At 65.6% G+C, this 14374-nt stretch carries 11 protein-coding genes and 2 pseudogenes; 7 read left to right on the top strand and 6 right to left on the bottom strand.

Going from position 1 to position 14374, the window contains the following annotated elements; genetic code table 11:
• The first annotated feature begins 90 nt into the window (after window positions 1–90).
• From H5J25_RS17195 to H5J25_RS17205, 3 genes and pseudogenes are all read left to right on the top strand, one after another.
• A complete protein-coding gene (locus H5J25_RS17195) occupies window positions 91–1752 on the top strand; it encodes a M28 family metallopeptidase (protein WP_202093180.1) in 1662 nt (553 codons plus the stop codon).
• 40 nt (window positions 1753–1792) lie between these two features.
• Window positions 1793–3073 carry a M48 family metallopeptidase gene (locus H5J25_RS17200; protein ID WP_202093181.1) on the top strand — a complete coding sequence of 427 codons (1281 nt, stop codon included), beginning with the start codon at window positions 1793–1795 and terminating at the stop codon, window positions 3071–3073.
• A gap of 5 nt (window positions 3074–3078) precedes the next feature.
• Window positions 3079–3916: pseudogene (locus H5J25_RS17205) on the top strand (NAD(P)-dependent oxidoreductase).
• Here H5J25_RS17205 and H5J25_RS17210 read toward each other — a convergent pair.
• On the bottom strand, window positions 3826–4740 hold the full coding sequence (locus tag H5J25_RS17210; RefSeq protein ID WP_202093182.1) for a DMT family transporter: 915 nt from the start codon (window positions 4738–4740) through the stop codon (window positions 3826–3828). The pseudogene H5J25_RS17205 and the gene H5J25_RS17210 sit on opposite strands and share 91 nt — an antisense overlap.
• Window positions 4737–5741 carry a UDP-glucose 4-epimerase GalE gene (gene galE / locus H5J25_RS17215; RefSeq protein ID WP_202093183.1) on the bottom strand — a complete coding sequence of 335 codons (1005 nt, stop codon included), beginning with the start codon at window positions 5739–5741 and terminating at the stop codon, window positions 4737–4739. Before galE ends, H5J25_RS17210 begins: the two co-directional genes overlap by 4 nt.
• Before the next feature lie 104 nt (window positions 5742–5845).
• Between galE and msrA the strand changes: the two genes are divergently transcribed.
• Window positions 5846–6391 (top strand): peptide-methionine (S)-S-oxide reductase MsrA, encoded by a 546-nt coding sequence (gene msrA, locus H5J25_RS17220; protein WP_202096463.1) that lies wholly within the window; start codon window positions 5846–5848, stop codon window positions 6389–6391.
• 247 nt (window positions 6392–6638) lie between these two features.
• Here the strand turns inward: msrA and H5J25_RS17225 are convergent.
• Window positions 6639–7596 (bottom strand): annotated as a pseudogene (locus tag H5J25_RS17225) (L-threonylcarbamoyladenylate synthase).
• A 42-nt stretch (window positions 7597–7638) separates the two neighbouring features.
• Here H5J25_RS17225 and H5J25_RS17230 point away from each other — a divergent pair.
• Entirely contained in the window at window positions 7639–9363 is a 1725-nt protein-coding gene (locus H5J25_RS17230) for an acyl-CoA dehydrogenase (protein ID WP_202093185.1), read from the top strand.
• A complete protein-coding gene (locus tag H5J25_RS17235) occupies window positions 9360–10172 on the top strand; it encodes an arylamine N-acetyltransferase family protein (protein WP_202093187.1) in 813 nt (270 codons plus the stop codon). The genes H5J25_RS17230 and H5J25_RS17235 overlap by 4 nt, the downstream gene beginning before the upstream one ends.
• Window positions 10173–10362: 190 nt before the next feature.
• On the opposite strand, the gene H5J25_RS17240 is transcribed toward H5J25_RS17235, so the two are convergent.
• Together H5J25_RS17240 and H5J25_RS17245 are read right to left on the bottom strand one after the other, a co-directional pair.
• Complete coding sequence (locus tag H5J25_RS17240) at window positions 10363–10719, bottom strand: GntR family transcriptional regulator (protein WP_202093189.1); 357 nt, start codon at window positions 10717–10719, stop codon at window positions 10363–10365.
• 41 nt (window positions 10720–10760) lie between these two features.
• Window positions 10761–11336, bottom strand: coding sequence for a nitroreductase family protein (locus H5J25_RS17245; RefSeq protein ID WP_202096464.1), 576 nt, complete (start codon window positions 11334–11336; stop codon window positions 10761–10763).
• Between the two features lie 131 nt (window positions 11337–11467).
• Between H5J25_RS17245 and H5J25_RS17250 the strand changes: the two genes are divergently transcribed.
• The gene (locus H5J25_RS17250) at window positions 11468–13261 is read left to right on the top strand and encodes a peptide MFS transporter (RefSeq protein ID WP_202093191.1); all 1794 of its coding nucleotides are present in this window, start codon (window positions 11468–11470) and stop codon (window positions 13259–13261) included.
• A gap of 158 nt (window positions 13262–13419) precedes the next feature.
• On the opposite strand, the gene H5J25_RS17255 is transcribed toward H5J25_RS17250, so the two are convergent.
• A complete protein-coding gene (locus H5J25_RS17255) occupies window positions 13420–14373 on the bottom strand; it encodes an IS110 family RNA-guided transposase (protein ID WP_202090443.1) in 954 nt (317 codons plus the stop codon).
• Window position 14374 lies beyond the last annotated feature (1 nt).

The following is a 14374-nucleotide window of genomic DNA, read 5'->3' on the forward strand; positions in this document are numbered from 1 at the left end:
CGCTGACACACAGTGAAATGCAAGGTCATATCATGGTATCGAAGATTGGCGCGGGTTTCCTTGTCGCACTGGTAAGTGTCGCCGGGGTCGATGCCGCCGCCGAGCAAAAGAAGCGCCCTGTGCCGGTCGCACCTGCCCCCCGCGCCCGCCGCCACCCCGGCCCCGAAACCCCGCGATCTAAAGGCGATCAACGCGGAATTGACCAAGCCGTTGCCCGACGACCAGTTGGCGATGAAGGCGCATGTCGTGTTCCTCGCGTCCGACGCGATGCGCGGGCGCGAGGCGGGCAGCCCGGAATATGACATCGCCGCGCAGTACGTCGCGTCGCAATTCTACGCGGCGGGGTTGCGTCCGGCCGGAGACGATGGCGGCTATCTGCAGAAAGTGCCCCTGACGACGTTCCGCGCGACGGATCGCGGCGACCTGATCCTGACGCGCAAGGGGTCGGCGCCGCAAAAGCTGGCGTTCGGGGAAGATTATGTGCCCGGCGTCAATCCGGGCGCGCGCGCGACCGTGATCGACGCGCCGGTCGTGTTCGTCGGCTACGGACTGATCGCGCCCGACAGCAAGCGCGACGATTATGCCGGCGTCGACGTGAAGGGCAAGATCGTCGCCTATTTCGGCGGCGCACCGGCCAGCCTGCAAAGTGAGGAACGCGCGCATTTCTCCTCCCCCGCGACCAAGGCGGCGATCGCCGAGGCGCAGGGCGCGGTGGGCGCGATCCTGATCACGCGTGAGGGCGGCGCGGCGTTCCAGCGCCTGTCGCAGCGCTGGGACAGCGCGCGGACGACCTGGGCCAGACCGGACGGCACCGGCAAGCGGATGGGCGTCCCCATGCTCGGGACGCTCAGCCCGGCGGGCGCTGCGAAACTATTCGTCGGCGCGAAGACGCCCTGGGCCGATGTGCTGAAACGCGCCGCCGACAGCGAGGCGAGCTTCACCGCCGAACCGCTGCCCGGCACGTTGGCGGTATCGATCAAGACCAGTTTCGAAGCAGGCCTGAGCAGCAATATCGTCGGCGTGATCCCGGGGAGCGATCCGAAGCTGGGCAAGGAAGTCGTCGTCCTGTCCGCGCATCTCGATCATATCGGCGTAGGCCGCGCGGACGAGAGCGGCGACACGATCTATAACGGGGCGGAGGACAATGCGGTCGGCATCGCCAGCCTGATCGAGGAGGCCAAGCGCTTCAAGACCAGCGGAAAACCGCCGCGCAGGACCGTCATGTTCCTCGCGGTGACGGCGGAGGAAAAGGGGTTGGTCGGCGCGGACTATTTTGCCAACCACCCGACCGTGCCGATCTCGACGATCGTCGCCGACGTCAATCTCGACATGCCGATCCTGACCTTCGCGTTCGAGGATATGACGGTGTACGGCGCGGATCGCTCGACGTTGGGCCCGATCGTATCGAAGGCGGTCGAGGCGCTGGGCGTTCATATGGGTCCCGACCCGGATCCGAGCCAGGGCTTCTTCGTGCGATCGGACCATTATCGCTTCGTCCAGCAGGGCGTGCCCTCGGTCTTCCTGTGGCCGGGACAGGCCGGCCCCGGAAAGGCGGCCTATGCCGATTTCTTCGCCAAACATTATCACCGTCCGTCCGACGAGGCATGGCAGCCGCTAGACTGGGCGCAGGGCGTCCGGTTCGTCGGCGTGAACTACGCCATCGCGCGCGAGATCGCCGACGGCGACGAGCGACCGCGCTGGAACAAGGGTGATTTCTTCGGGCTGTTGTACAAGGGCTATGGCGCGCGGTGACCGGTTCGGGTCGCTGAACGGATACAGGGGGGACAGGCGAATGCGCAAAGCGGCGATTTTGGCATGTATCGGTTTGGCGGCATGTCCGCTGGCGGCGCATGCGGCGGTCAATCCGGGGTTCGACGTGGACGCTGCGACGCGCGCCTATCTGAACCTGTTGCAGGGGCCCGCGCGCGCCAAGTCGGATGCCTATTTCGAGGGCGGATATTGGCTGCCCTTATGGTCCACGCTGATCGGCGCGGTCGTGTTCGTCGCGCTGCTCGCGAGCGGGCTGTCGGCGCGGATGCGCGACTGGGCCGAGCGGACGATGCGCCGCCGCTGGCTCGTGCCCGGCCTGTACGCGCTGCCCTTCACCGTCGTGACGACGATCGCCACTTTGCCCTGGTCGATCTACACCGATTTCGTGCGCGAAAAGCAGTACGGGCTGATGAACCAGACCTTCGCCGCATGGGCGCTGGATGCGGTGAAGAGCTTCGGCATCGGTCTGATCCTGAACGCGCTGTTGTTCATCGTCCTGTTCGCCGTGATCCGCCGCTTCCGCCGGACGTGGTGGCTGATCGGCAGCGCGGTGATGTCGCTGTTCGTCGCGATCGGTGCGCTGGTCGCCCCGGTGTTCATCGCGCCGCTGTTCAACACCTATACCGAACTGCCCGCCAGCCCCTTGCGTGATCGCATCGTCGCGGTCGCGGCGGCGAACCACATCCCGTCCGAACATATCTACGTTTCGGATGCATCGCGGCAGACCAAGCGCATCTCCGCCAACGTGTCGGGCGTCGGCCCGACGATCCGCATCACGCTCAACGACAATTTGTTGAAGCGCACCGCGCCCGAGGAAGTCGTCGCGGTGATGGGCCACGAAATGGGCCATTACGTCTTGAATCACGTGTGGAAACTGATCGGCGCCTTCACGATCATCTTCCTATTGTTGTTCTTCGTCGTCTCGCGCGCCGCCCCGTCGCTGATCGCGCGTCATCCGCGCTGGCGGGTGCGCGGCGTGGCCGATCCGGCGGCGGCGCCCGTGCTGCTGTTGCTGGCCTCGATCTGCGGGTTGATCCTGACCCCGGTGCAGAACTCGATCATCCGGCATAACGAGACGGAGGCGGATATCTTCGGCCTGGATGCCGCGCGCGAGCCGGACGGCTTCGCCAAGACGGCGATGCGCCTGTCGGAATATCGCAAGATATCGCCGGGGCCGGTGGAGGAGATCCTGTTCTTCGATCATCCCTCGGGCGAGAACCGCGTGCGCCGGTCGATGCAATGGAAGAAGGATCACGTGCCCGGCGCGACGATCGTGATTCCCGGGCCGATCGACGGGAAATAGCCGCAATGTCGCGCATGCTGATCTTCGGGCTGGGCTATACCGCCACGCATATCGCCGATGCCTTGCGCGCGCGGGGGCTGGCAGGTCGTCGGCACGAGCCGCGACGGGCGCGACGGGACGATCCGGTTCGAGGATCGCGAGGCGGTCGAACGCGAACTGGCGGCTGCGACGCACATCTTCTCTTCCGTCCCGCCGGCCGAGGATATGGACCCGGTGCTGGCCGGCTATGGCGGGATGATCGGCACGTCGCGCGCCTGGACCGGATATCTGTCCTCGACCGGCGTGTACGGCGATGCAGGCGGCGCGTGGGTCGACGAAAAAGCGCCGATCCGCGGGCGGCGCGGCGCGCGTGCGATGGCGGATGCGGCGTGGCTGGCGCTCGGCGCGCGGGTGTTTCGCCTGCCGGGCATCTACGGTCCCGGCCGATCGGCGCTGGACCGGGTGGCCGAGCGACGTGGGCACCGCGTCGACCTGCCCGATCAGGTGTTCAGCCGCGTGCATGTCGACGATATCGTCGCCGGGGTGATCGCCGCGTTCGACGCTCCTGCGGGGGCATATAATCTCGCCGACGATATGCCCTGTGCGCAAAACGACGTGATGGCGTTCGCGGCGCATCTGCTCGGGGTAGACCCGCCGCCGTTCGTCGCGCTGGAAAGCCTCTCGCCACCCGCGCGCGCCTTCTATGCCGAGAACCGCCGCGTCGCGAACGGCAAGGCGAAGCGGGTACTCGGCTGGCGCCCGCTTTATCCCGACTATCGGTTCGGCCTGCGTGCCCTGAGTGCAATGACCAGCCCGATCCCCGCCAGCACGGCGCCCGATGCGGCGAGCAGCGACCAGCGATAGCCTTCGAAGATCGTCGACAGCAGCATCGCGATCACTGGCGTCAGCACGCCGGAATAGGCCGCCTTCGCCGGGCCGATCACGCGGATCACCCCAAAATACAACGTAAACGCGATCGCCGATGCGAAGACGCCCAGATACAGCACGCCCGCCAGATACCCCAGCCGCATCTCGATCACCGGCGGCCCGGTCAGCGTCCAGGCGATCACCGCATCGAAGGCCGCGCCGATCAGCATCGACATGCCGAGCATCGTCGCCATCGGATAGCGTTTGGCCGCCTGCGTGCCCTGCATGATGTTCGCGCTGGAGGCCGACATGATCGCGGCGAGCGTGAAGCCTATCCCGATCAGCGTCGTCCGCACCGCGCCCGCATCCGCCCGCGCCTCGTGCAGGAACAGCAGGCCGACACCGGCAATCGCGACCAGCGATCCCACGATCAGTTGCCGGCCAAGACGCTGGCCCAGGAAGAGCCGCCCGAGCAGCGCGTTGGGCACGATCATCAGCGCGAAGATCACCGCGACCAGCCCCGATGTGACATACCCTTCGGCGCGGTAGACGAAGTTGAAATTGAGGCAGAACTGGAACGCGGCCAGTGCCGCCGCAAAGCCCCAGCCACGCGCGTCGAGCGTCAGCCGCTCACGCCTGTATGCGGCAAAGGCAAGCATCGTCAGCCCCGCGACGAGGAAGCGGTACGTGACCGACCAGCTGGCAGGGACGATCCCCAGCTGATCCTTGATCACCAGCCACGTTGATCCCCAGATCAACGTGACTATGGCGAACGGGATCAGCACCGCCGCGCGCGTGGATTGCGGGGCGGCTTGGTTCATGCGCGTTCGGAAAGCTTTCTTTCCCAAGCAAGCGCGTCCGCGACGATCAGATCGAGATCGTCGCGCGCTGGCGTCCAGTCGAGCGTCTTCAGGATGGCGCTGTTGTCGGAGATCAACGCCGCCGGATCGCCCGCACGGCGCCCTTGCGGATTGCGCACGACCTGTACGTTGGTCACCCGATCGACCGCATCCAGCACCTCGTTGACCGAGAAACCGCGTCCGTAGCCCGCGTTCAGCGTATGGCTGCGGCCCGGCTCGGCGATCAGCAGGGCGAGCGCGGCGACATGCGCCGCCGCTAGATCGCTGACATGGATGTAATCGCGCACCCCCGTACCATCGGGCGTGTCGAAATCGGTGCCGAAGATCGCCACGCTGTCCCGCTTGCCCGTTGCCGCCTCGACCGCGACCTTGATCAGATGCGTCGCACCCGCGGTCGATTGCCCGCTGCGCCCCTGCGGATCGGCGCCCGCGACGTTGAAGTAGCGCAATGCGGCATAGTTCATCGGATGCGCCGCTGCGACGTCGCGCAGCATCGCTTCGGTCATCAGCTTCGACATGCCGTACGGGTTGATCGGCACGGTCGGGCTCGTCTCCGAAACCGTCTCCGTATCGGGCGTACCGTAGGTCGCGGCCGTCGAGGAGAAGATGAAATGCGGCACGCCCTCCGTCACGGCGCTTTCGATCAGCGATCGGCTGGCGGCGGTGTTGTTGCGGTAATATTTGAGCGGGTCGGTGACCGACTCCGGCACCACGACCGATCCGGCGAAATGCATGATCGCCTGGACGTGATGGCCCCGGATCGCGGCGCGGACTCGACCCTCATCTTCTATCGCGCATTCGATCAGCGTCGCGCGCTCGTCCACCGCCCAGGAAAAGCCCGTGACGAGATTGTCGACCACGACGACGTCATAGCCCGCATCCAGCAACGCCAGCACCGCGTGGCTGCCGATGTAACCCGCACCACCCGTCACCATCACCGTCATGTCGCGCTTGTCGGCCATCTCGGTCGCTCCTGAACACCGCCTCGTCCTCGTCCGACTATCAGCGCCGATTGCTTCGCGCCACCGGCATCCTATCTTCTGTGTAACATTCAGGAGTTTTGATGATGGAAAGCGAAGTCGCGACCCTTGCGGGCGGATGTTTCTGGTGCACCGAAGCGGTGTTCAACGACGTGATCGGCGTGACCAAGGTCGAAAGCGGCTATATCGGCGGCGACGTGCCAAACCCGACGTACAAGCAGGTCTGCGGCGGCGATACCGGCCATGCCGAGGCGATCCGCATCACGTTCGATCCAGAACAGCTTCATTATGGCGACCTGCTCGACATCTTCTTCGCGACGCACGATCCGACGCAGTTGAACCGCCAGGGCAACGATGTCGGCACGCAATACCGCTCCGCAATCTTTCCGCATTCCGAGGAGCAGGAAACCGAAGCCCGCGCAGCAATGGCCCGCACCGGCGCGACGTCGTCAGGTCCGATCGTCACGACGATCGAGCCGCTGTCGCAATGGTATCCGGCGGAGGATTATCATCAGGAATATTGGGAAACGTCGGGCCGCAGCAACCCCTATTGCATGGCCGTCATCCCGCCCAAGCTCCAGAAACTCCGCAAGAGCTTCGCAGCACGCTCGAAAGCCGCGGTCACCGCCTGATAAAGGTTCTGTTCGCGCAGAGGCGCAGAGGACGCAGAGAAGAACAAGAAACGAAAGCGTCAGCTTTCCCCTCATCTTCTCCGCGTCTCCGCGTGAACAAAATCTCGGTCCGACACGATAAGATTGGATAGAGGTTCACGCGGAGACGCGGAGACGCGGAGAAAGAAGCAAGACGAGCACTCCCTCTCTCTCTCTCTCTCTCTCTCTCTCTCTCGGCGTTCTCTGTGCCTCTGCGCGAACCAGCCTTCTAGCGATGCGCCGCGCGGGCGATCCGGTCGTTGATCGCCGCGCCGATGCCGACCGAAGGGATCGGCACGATCGCGATCGTCCGCCGGTCGCTCGCATCCGCCCGGTGGAGCGCATCGAACAAAGACGCAGCGGCTTCGGTCAGGTCGCCGGCCTCCGACAAAGTGTCGTCCCCCTTAATCCCACCGAAACCGATCAGCCACTCGCCCGCACGCCGGTCGGTCGCGTTCAGGCGCAACGGCTTTTTCGGGGCATAATGGCTCGCGAGTTGCCCCGGCGCGGTGATCGCGCCCGTAGCCGCCCGCGCCTCGACCGCTCGCGAAAGAACCTTCGACAGCGCCTCCGCCGTGATCGGCCCCTCGCGCAGGATGCGCGCGCCGCCGCCCGTCGCGACGATCGTCGATTCCAGCCCCGCCTCGGTCGCCCCATCGTCGATCACCAGCGGGATGCGTCCATCTAGCGTCGCGACGACATGCGCCGCTCGCGTCGGGCTGATCGCATTGCTGGCATTGGCGGAGGGCGCGGCCAGCGGCGTTCCCGTCGCTTCCAGCAGCACCCGCATCGCGCGGTGCGCGGGCACGCGGATCGCGACCGTGTCCAGCCCCGCCGTGACGAGCGACGCCAGCCCCGAATCCGCCCGCACCGGCAGCACCAAGGTCAACGGTCCCGGCCAGAATGCCGCCGCCAGCCTCATCGCATCGGCGTCGAACAGCGCCAGCCGTTCCGCCGCCGCCCGGTCGAGCACATGAACGATCAGCGGGTTGAAGCTCGGCCGTCCCTTGGCCGCGTAAATGCCCGCGACCGCGCGCGAAATCGCACGCGTCGGCGGCGAGGCCGTAGACCGTTTCCGTGGGTATGGCGACGCATCCCCCCGCCGCGACGACCTTCGCCGCAGCCGCAATCGCAGCCTCGCCGTAGGGTAAGACGATCGTCGGGATATGCGGATTTGGATCGGCCATCGCCCGGCGCTATAGCCCGCGAAAGCCAAGAGGATAAGAGCGATGCCCTTCACCCCCGCCACCGCCGACCAGCGCTTCGTGCTGACCCACGTCACCCGCATCGCGGATCTCGCCGCGAGCGAACGCTTCGCCGCCGCGAGCGACGACGTGGTCGATGCCGTGCTGGAAGGCGTCGGGCAGTTGGCGGAGGGCGAATGGGCACCGCTCGCCCGCGCCGGGGATACGGTCGGCGCGAAATGGACGCCCGACGGCGTGGTGATGCCGGACGGCTTCGTCCAGGCCTATCACGATTATGTCGAGGGTGGCTGGGGCATGATCGGCGTGCCGGAGGAATTCGGCGGACAGGGCCTGCCCTTCGCGATCCAGACCGCGGTGCTGGATACATTGGGCAGCGCGAACATGGGCTTCGCGCTCGCCCCCACGCTGACGGTCGGCGCGATCGAGGCGCTGGCGCATCACGGATCGCCGGAACAGCAGGCTTTGTACCTGCCGCATCTGGCGACCGGCGAATGGACCGGGACGATGAACCTGACCGAGCCGCAGGCCGGTTCCGACGTCGGCGCATTGCGCACGCAGGCCAGGCCGCTCGGCGACGGGAAGTGGTCGATCAAGGGCACCAAGATCTATATCTCGTTTGGCGATCACGACATGGCGCCGAACATCGTCCACCTTGTCCTCGCGCGGACGCCGGGTGCACCGGCGGGGACCAAGGGCATCTCGCTGTTTCTCGTGCCCAAGTTCCGGCTGGATGCGGACGGCAATCCGGCCGAGCCGAACGACGTCCGCGTCGTGTCGATCGAACACAAGATGGGGCTGCACGCCTCCCCCACCTGCGTGTTGAGCTTCGGCGATCATGACGATTGCATCGGCGAGCTGATCGGCCCGGAATATGGCGGCATCCGCGCGATGTTCACGATGATGAACAATGCGCGCCTCAACGTCGGCCTGCAGGGCGTCCAGGTGGCCGAGGGTGCGACGCAGGCGGCGGTCGCCTATGCGCTGGAGCGCGTGCAATCCGCTCGCGCCGGCTCCACCAGCCGCGATTCGGTGCGCATCGTCGAGCATCCCGACGTCCGCCGCATGTTAATGCGGATGAAGGCGCAGACGCAGGCCGCGCGCGCCTTGGTCTACCTCGCCGCAGCGCAGGTCGATCGTGCGACGCTTGGCGAAGCGGGCGCACAGAACCGGCTGGAAATCCTCACCCCGCTGGCCAAGGCGCACGGCACCGATATCGGCTGCGAAGTCTCCTCGATCGGCATCCAGGTGTTCGGCGGGATGGGCTATATCGAGGAGACGGGCGCGGCGCAGTTCTTCCGCGATGCGCGCATCACCCCGATCTACGAGGGCACGAACGGCATACAGGCGGCGGATCTGGTCGGCCGCAAGCTGGGGCTCGACAATGGCGGCGCGTTCAACGCGCTGATCGCCGACATGAAGGCGGAGGCAAAGGATGCCACGCTGATCATGCTGATCGAGACGTGCGACGAGATCGGCCGCGCGATGATGGCGCTGGACGCGGACGACAAGCTGGCCGGATCCTATCCGTTCCTGACGATGCTGTCGGTCGCGGTGTGCGGCTGGCTGATGGAACGGCAGGGCCGCATCGTGGCGGACAGCGGCGAGGCGTCGGACTTCCTGGCGATGAAGGCGGCTGCGGCGAAATTCTATATCGACCAGATCGTTCCGGAAGCGCTGGGGCTGAAGGCCGCGGCGACGGCGAAGGCGGACGTCCTCTACTCGGTCGCGGCGGAACTGTTCGCGGCATGAGCTTCGATCTCGACGCCTATCTGGCGCGTATCGCGCTGGGTGCGCGGCCGTCGCCCGATGCGGCGGGGCTGGAGCGTTTGCAACACGCGCACCGCATGACGATCCCGTTCGAGAATCTCGACGTCGTCCTTGGTCGCGGGATCCGGATCGACAGCGACTCCGTCTCCGCCAAGCTGGTGACGGCGCGGCGTGGCGGATATTGTTTCGAACATAACCGGTTGTGCGGCGATGCGCTCGCGGCCCTCGGGTTCGAGGCGCGACCGTTGCTGGCGCGCGTCTGGCTGGCGCCGCCCGCGACGGCCGACGGGGTACCGGGAAAAACGCATACGCTTAGCCTCGTGCGGATCGACGGGCAGGACTGGATCGCCGATTGCGGCTTCGGCGGCAGCTATTCGCCACCTATGCCGCTCGTCGATGGCGCCACCGCGACCGGCCCGGACGGGACGACCTCCCGATTGCAGCGCGACGAGACGTTCGGCTGGATGCTGTCACGCGATGCGGGTGGCGACCCGCGGCCGCAATTCAGCTTCACGCTGGACCCGGTGTGGGAATCGGACCTACTGATGGGCAATCACTGGTGCTCGACCGCACCCGCGAGCCGCTTCACCCAGGCACCGATCGTCAGCGTGGTGCTGCCCAAGGGATTCGCCGGACTGAACGGCGTGTCCTATCGCCGTCGCAGCGGTGGTGAGGAGACTGTCGCGGAAATCACCGACCGCCGCGTCTACCGATTGCGGTTGAACATGTTGTTCGGGATCGACCTGACACCCGAGGACGTGGACGCGCTGGGACTTTTTCCGGCGAGTTAGAGCGCAGGAAATTCACCACCACCCGTTCGTGCTGAGCCTGTCGAAGCACCCTGTCCGTGGTGCACGCAATTCGACAAGCTCCGGACGAACGGTCGGTGTGGACCGGCGCTAATGTCATCTCGCTCAAAGGGCAGTTCTGCCCAACCGACCAGGTTTTGGAGCGACGGGCAGCGGCCCGTACTCGTCCGGTCTAGGCCCGCTCGCGTTCCAGCAGGTCGGCGGCGTCGAGCCCGAGCAGGTCGATATGGCTGCGGATGCGCGGCCAGCTGGTCTTCAGGAACAGCTCGCGTTCGGCGATCTTCAGCTTTTCCGCGGCCCCGGGTAGCACGAACATGCCCACCCCGCGCCGGACCTCGACATAGCCGTCGTCCTGGAAGCTCTGATACGCCTTGGCGACGGTTAGCGGATTGGCACCATGTTCCGCGGCAAGCGCGCGGACGGACGGGAGTTGATCCCCGGCGCGGAAGTCGCCGCGCAGTATCGCGGCCGAGATCGTCGCACGCAGCTTCAGGTAAACCGGGCTGTCTTCGCTGTTGAGCGCTGTCATGCTGACTTAATACACCAAAGGGCCGGGACGTCCAGCATCAATTATGACCAAGCGGATACAATCGTGCCCATTTCGGGACGCGGGCGTTCGTCGAGCGGACGCGACGGCGTGCCGATGAACATGAATCCGGCAATCCGCTCGGGTGCGGCGCCGAACGCATCGCGCACCGCGTCGCTGAAGCTGGGCCAACCGGTCAGCCAGCCGCCGGCAAACCCGCTGGCATGCACCGCGTGGAGCAGGTTCATGCACACTGCCCCGGCGGACAATTCCTGCTCCCACAACGGGATATGGCTCTGCGTCTTGGGCGAGAACAGCACGACGACCAAGGTCGGCGCCTGATGCGCGAACTGTTCGAGCGATTCGATCTCCAGTCGCGCCGCCTGCGGGCGTTCCTCGCGGTACGCCTTGACGATCACTTCGGCGAGCAGGTCGCGCTTCTCTTCGGGCACGATCACGAAACGCCACGGCGCGAGTTTGCCGTGATCGGGCGTCCGCGCGGCGATCTGGAGGATTTCGGCCAGCTGCGTCGCGTCGGGGCCGGGCGCGACCAGATCGCGCGGCTTGCCGGAACGGCGGGTGGCGAGCAGCGAGAGCAGGGTGGTGGTGTCGTTGAACATCCCCGTCATCTAGTCACGACGCTCGCGTATTTACACCCGGGCGATTGCCGCTAGTCTCCGCTCCCATCCGACACGCCGCATCAGACGGCCGCACGTATAATCGCTCAAGCGTTTCAGGGAGCTTTGTAAAAATGGTCGACACCCCCACCGCGGATTCCCGCGGCGAGCCGGATATCAGCCACGTAAATCCGGCAGAACAGAAGACCTGGTTCGGCCATCCGCCGCAGCTCGCCCGCCTGTTCACTACCGAAATGTGGGAGCGGTTCGGCTATTACGGCATGCGCGCATTGCTCACGCTGTATCTCACCAAGCATTTCGTGTTCGGCGATCGCCAGGCGACCGGCCTGTATGGCGGGTTCACCGCTTTGGTCTATCTGACGCCGCTGATCGGCGGATATCTGGCGGATCAGTATCTGGGGTCCAAGCGCGCGGTGAAGTTCGGCGCGATCATGATGTCGCTCGGCTATTTCGTCCTGTGCTTCGGCGGACAGACCGCGACGCCCTATGCGACGATCGACGGACAACGCACCACGATCCAGGTCGAACAGGTCGCGGGCGTCGAGACGCGCTACGTCGTCGACGGCGCGACGCGGCTGAAGATCAAGGGCAACGACGACAAGAGCGTCGACCTGCTCGCCGCGGACGGCACCGTCACGCGCCACATCGCGCCCGACGGGTTCCAGTCCGACGCGGATCGCAGCCCGCTGTTCGTCGCGATCATGCTGATCGCGCTGTCGATGATCTCGGTCGGCAACGGCTTCTTCAAACCCAATATCTCGACGATGGTCGGCGAATTGTATGCGCAGGGCGACCGGCGACGCGATTCCGGCTTCACGATCTTCTACATGGGCATCAACCTCGGCTCGCTCGGGTCGCAGATCCTTTGCCCGTTCCTCGCCGATGCCGTCGGCTGGTGGGCCGGCTTCGGCCTGGCCGCGTTCGGCATGCTGTTCTCCTATGCGCTGATCCAGTTCGATGGGGGCAAGCTGAACGGCTATGGCGAGCCCCCGGTGCGCGCCGGCCAGAAGGACCGCGCCCTCGGCATCTTCACCGCCGCGACATTGGGCGTGCCGATCTTCTACTTGCTCTTCGTCAACCTGATGAACATGGCACCGCCGGAACCCGGCTCGGGCATCGTCGGCTATGTTGCCTCGCTGTCGCTGATGGGCAAATTGCTGTTCGGCACCTTCACGATCGCGGTGCCCGGCATCCTGATCTGGTCGTTCCTGAAAGGCTCGCGACAGGAATTCCAGATGATGCTGGCGGCGATGGTGCTGATCGTCTTCAACGTCGTCTTCTGGACGTTGTTCGAACAGGCCGGGTCCAGCCTGACGCTGTTCGCCGATCGCAACACCGATCTGCACCTGTTCGGCATCCCGATCTCCGCCGGGCAGACGCAGTTCTTCAACGCCTTCTTCATCGTCGCGCTGGCGCCGGTGATGAGCATCCTGTGGAGCGGTCTTGCCAAGCGCAACATCGAACCGTCGATCCCGGTCAAGTTCGGCCTCGCGCTGATGGGCGTGGGCGCCGGCTTCCTGTTCCTCGTCTGGGGCACGCAGTTCGTCGGACCGGACTTCAAGGTCGGGATCTGGTGGCTCGCCGGCCTGTACCTGATCCACTCGGTCGCCGAACTCTGCATCTCCCCGGTCGGGCTCAGCATGATCACCAAGCTGTCGATCGCGCGCGTCGTCGGGCTGATGATGGGCGTGTGGTTCCTGTCGATCTCGGTCGCGCAATATTTCGCCGGCATGATCGCGCAGGTCGCCAGCGTCGAGACGGTCGGTGGACAGGTGACCAATTTGAAGGTCAGCCTTGACACTTATAGCGGCGTCTTCACGCTGATCTCCGAATGGGCGATCGGCCTGGGCCTGCTGCTGTTGCTGCTGTCCTGGCCGCTCAAGAAGTGGATGCACGGGGTCAAGTAAGGCGTTGGCCGCGGGGTGGTGATTCACTCCGCGGCCCGTCGATCTGCGGGCGCCCCCCGCCAAGACGCGGGTCCCCGCGTGTCTCCGGGGCGTTACCTCGCTTCATGGCACCCGCACTCCGGCGTCCACCAACCTCCGTTCGTCCTGAGCAACTGTGTTCACGCGGTGCGATATTCGGTATTGTTTTTGACCATCGCGTTGAGGGTTACGAGCAGTTTTCGCATTGTGGCGACGATGGCAAGCTTGAAGGGTTTGCCGGCCTCTCGCAGGCGGTTGGTGGTAGCGGCGAGTTGCCCCTTGCCCGAGCGCGCGATGCTGAGCGCGGCCAGATAGAGACAACGCCTGATGCTGGGCCTGCCGCCCGAGCATCGCCCCGGCCGGCTGGTCTTGCCGCTTTGGCGATCGAAGGGGGCGAGGCCAGCAAGCGCTGCGACCTGTCGACTGGAGAGGCGTCCGAGTTCTGGCATGCGTGCCAGCAGGCATGCGGCAACGACCGGCCCGACGCCGGGTGCTGTGCGGAGCAGGGCTTCGCGAGCGGCCAGATCGGGCGAGGCGGCGATGACGCTGGCAATGGCTTTTTCGATGCGCAGAACCAGGGCCTTGAGCCGTGCGACCTGCGCGACGACGAGGCGGCGCATGGCGGGATCGGCGATGCTCTCCAACTGATTGCCGAACTGGACCGCCTGGGCGACGGCAAGATCGCGCATGCGGACATGCTCGGCCAGCCTCACGGCCTCGGGATCATGGACATAGGGCGTCAGTTCGGGATGCAGTGCTGCCAGACACCGCGCGATGACGGCCGCATCGAGTGGGTCGGTTTTCGCGAGTTGTCGCTCGGCACGGGCGAAACTGCGCACGCGTGCCGGATCGAGGAGATAGGCTGTAACGTCCATCCGATCGAGCAGGATGGCGAGCTTGCGCTCGTAACCGCCCGATGCCTCGAAGCCGATCCGCAGGCACGCCGTACCGGCAAGCCGGACAAGCTTGCGGCCGAGTGCGGCAATGCCGGTCTTGGTATTGGGTACCCGCCAGAGCATTCCTGCCGGATGAGCGTGGATAACGAGTTCGTCCTTGGCAACATCGATGCCGACAAAGAGGTCGGAGTGTGACATG

The sequence above is a fragment of the Sphingomonas aliaeris genome (genome assembly GCF_016743815.1).
GTDB classification, from domain to species: domain Bacteria; phylum Pseudomonadota; class Alphaproteobacteria; order Sphingomonadales; family Sphingomonadaceae; genus Sphingomonas; species Sphingomonas aliaeris.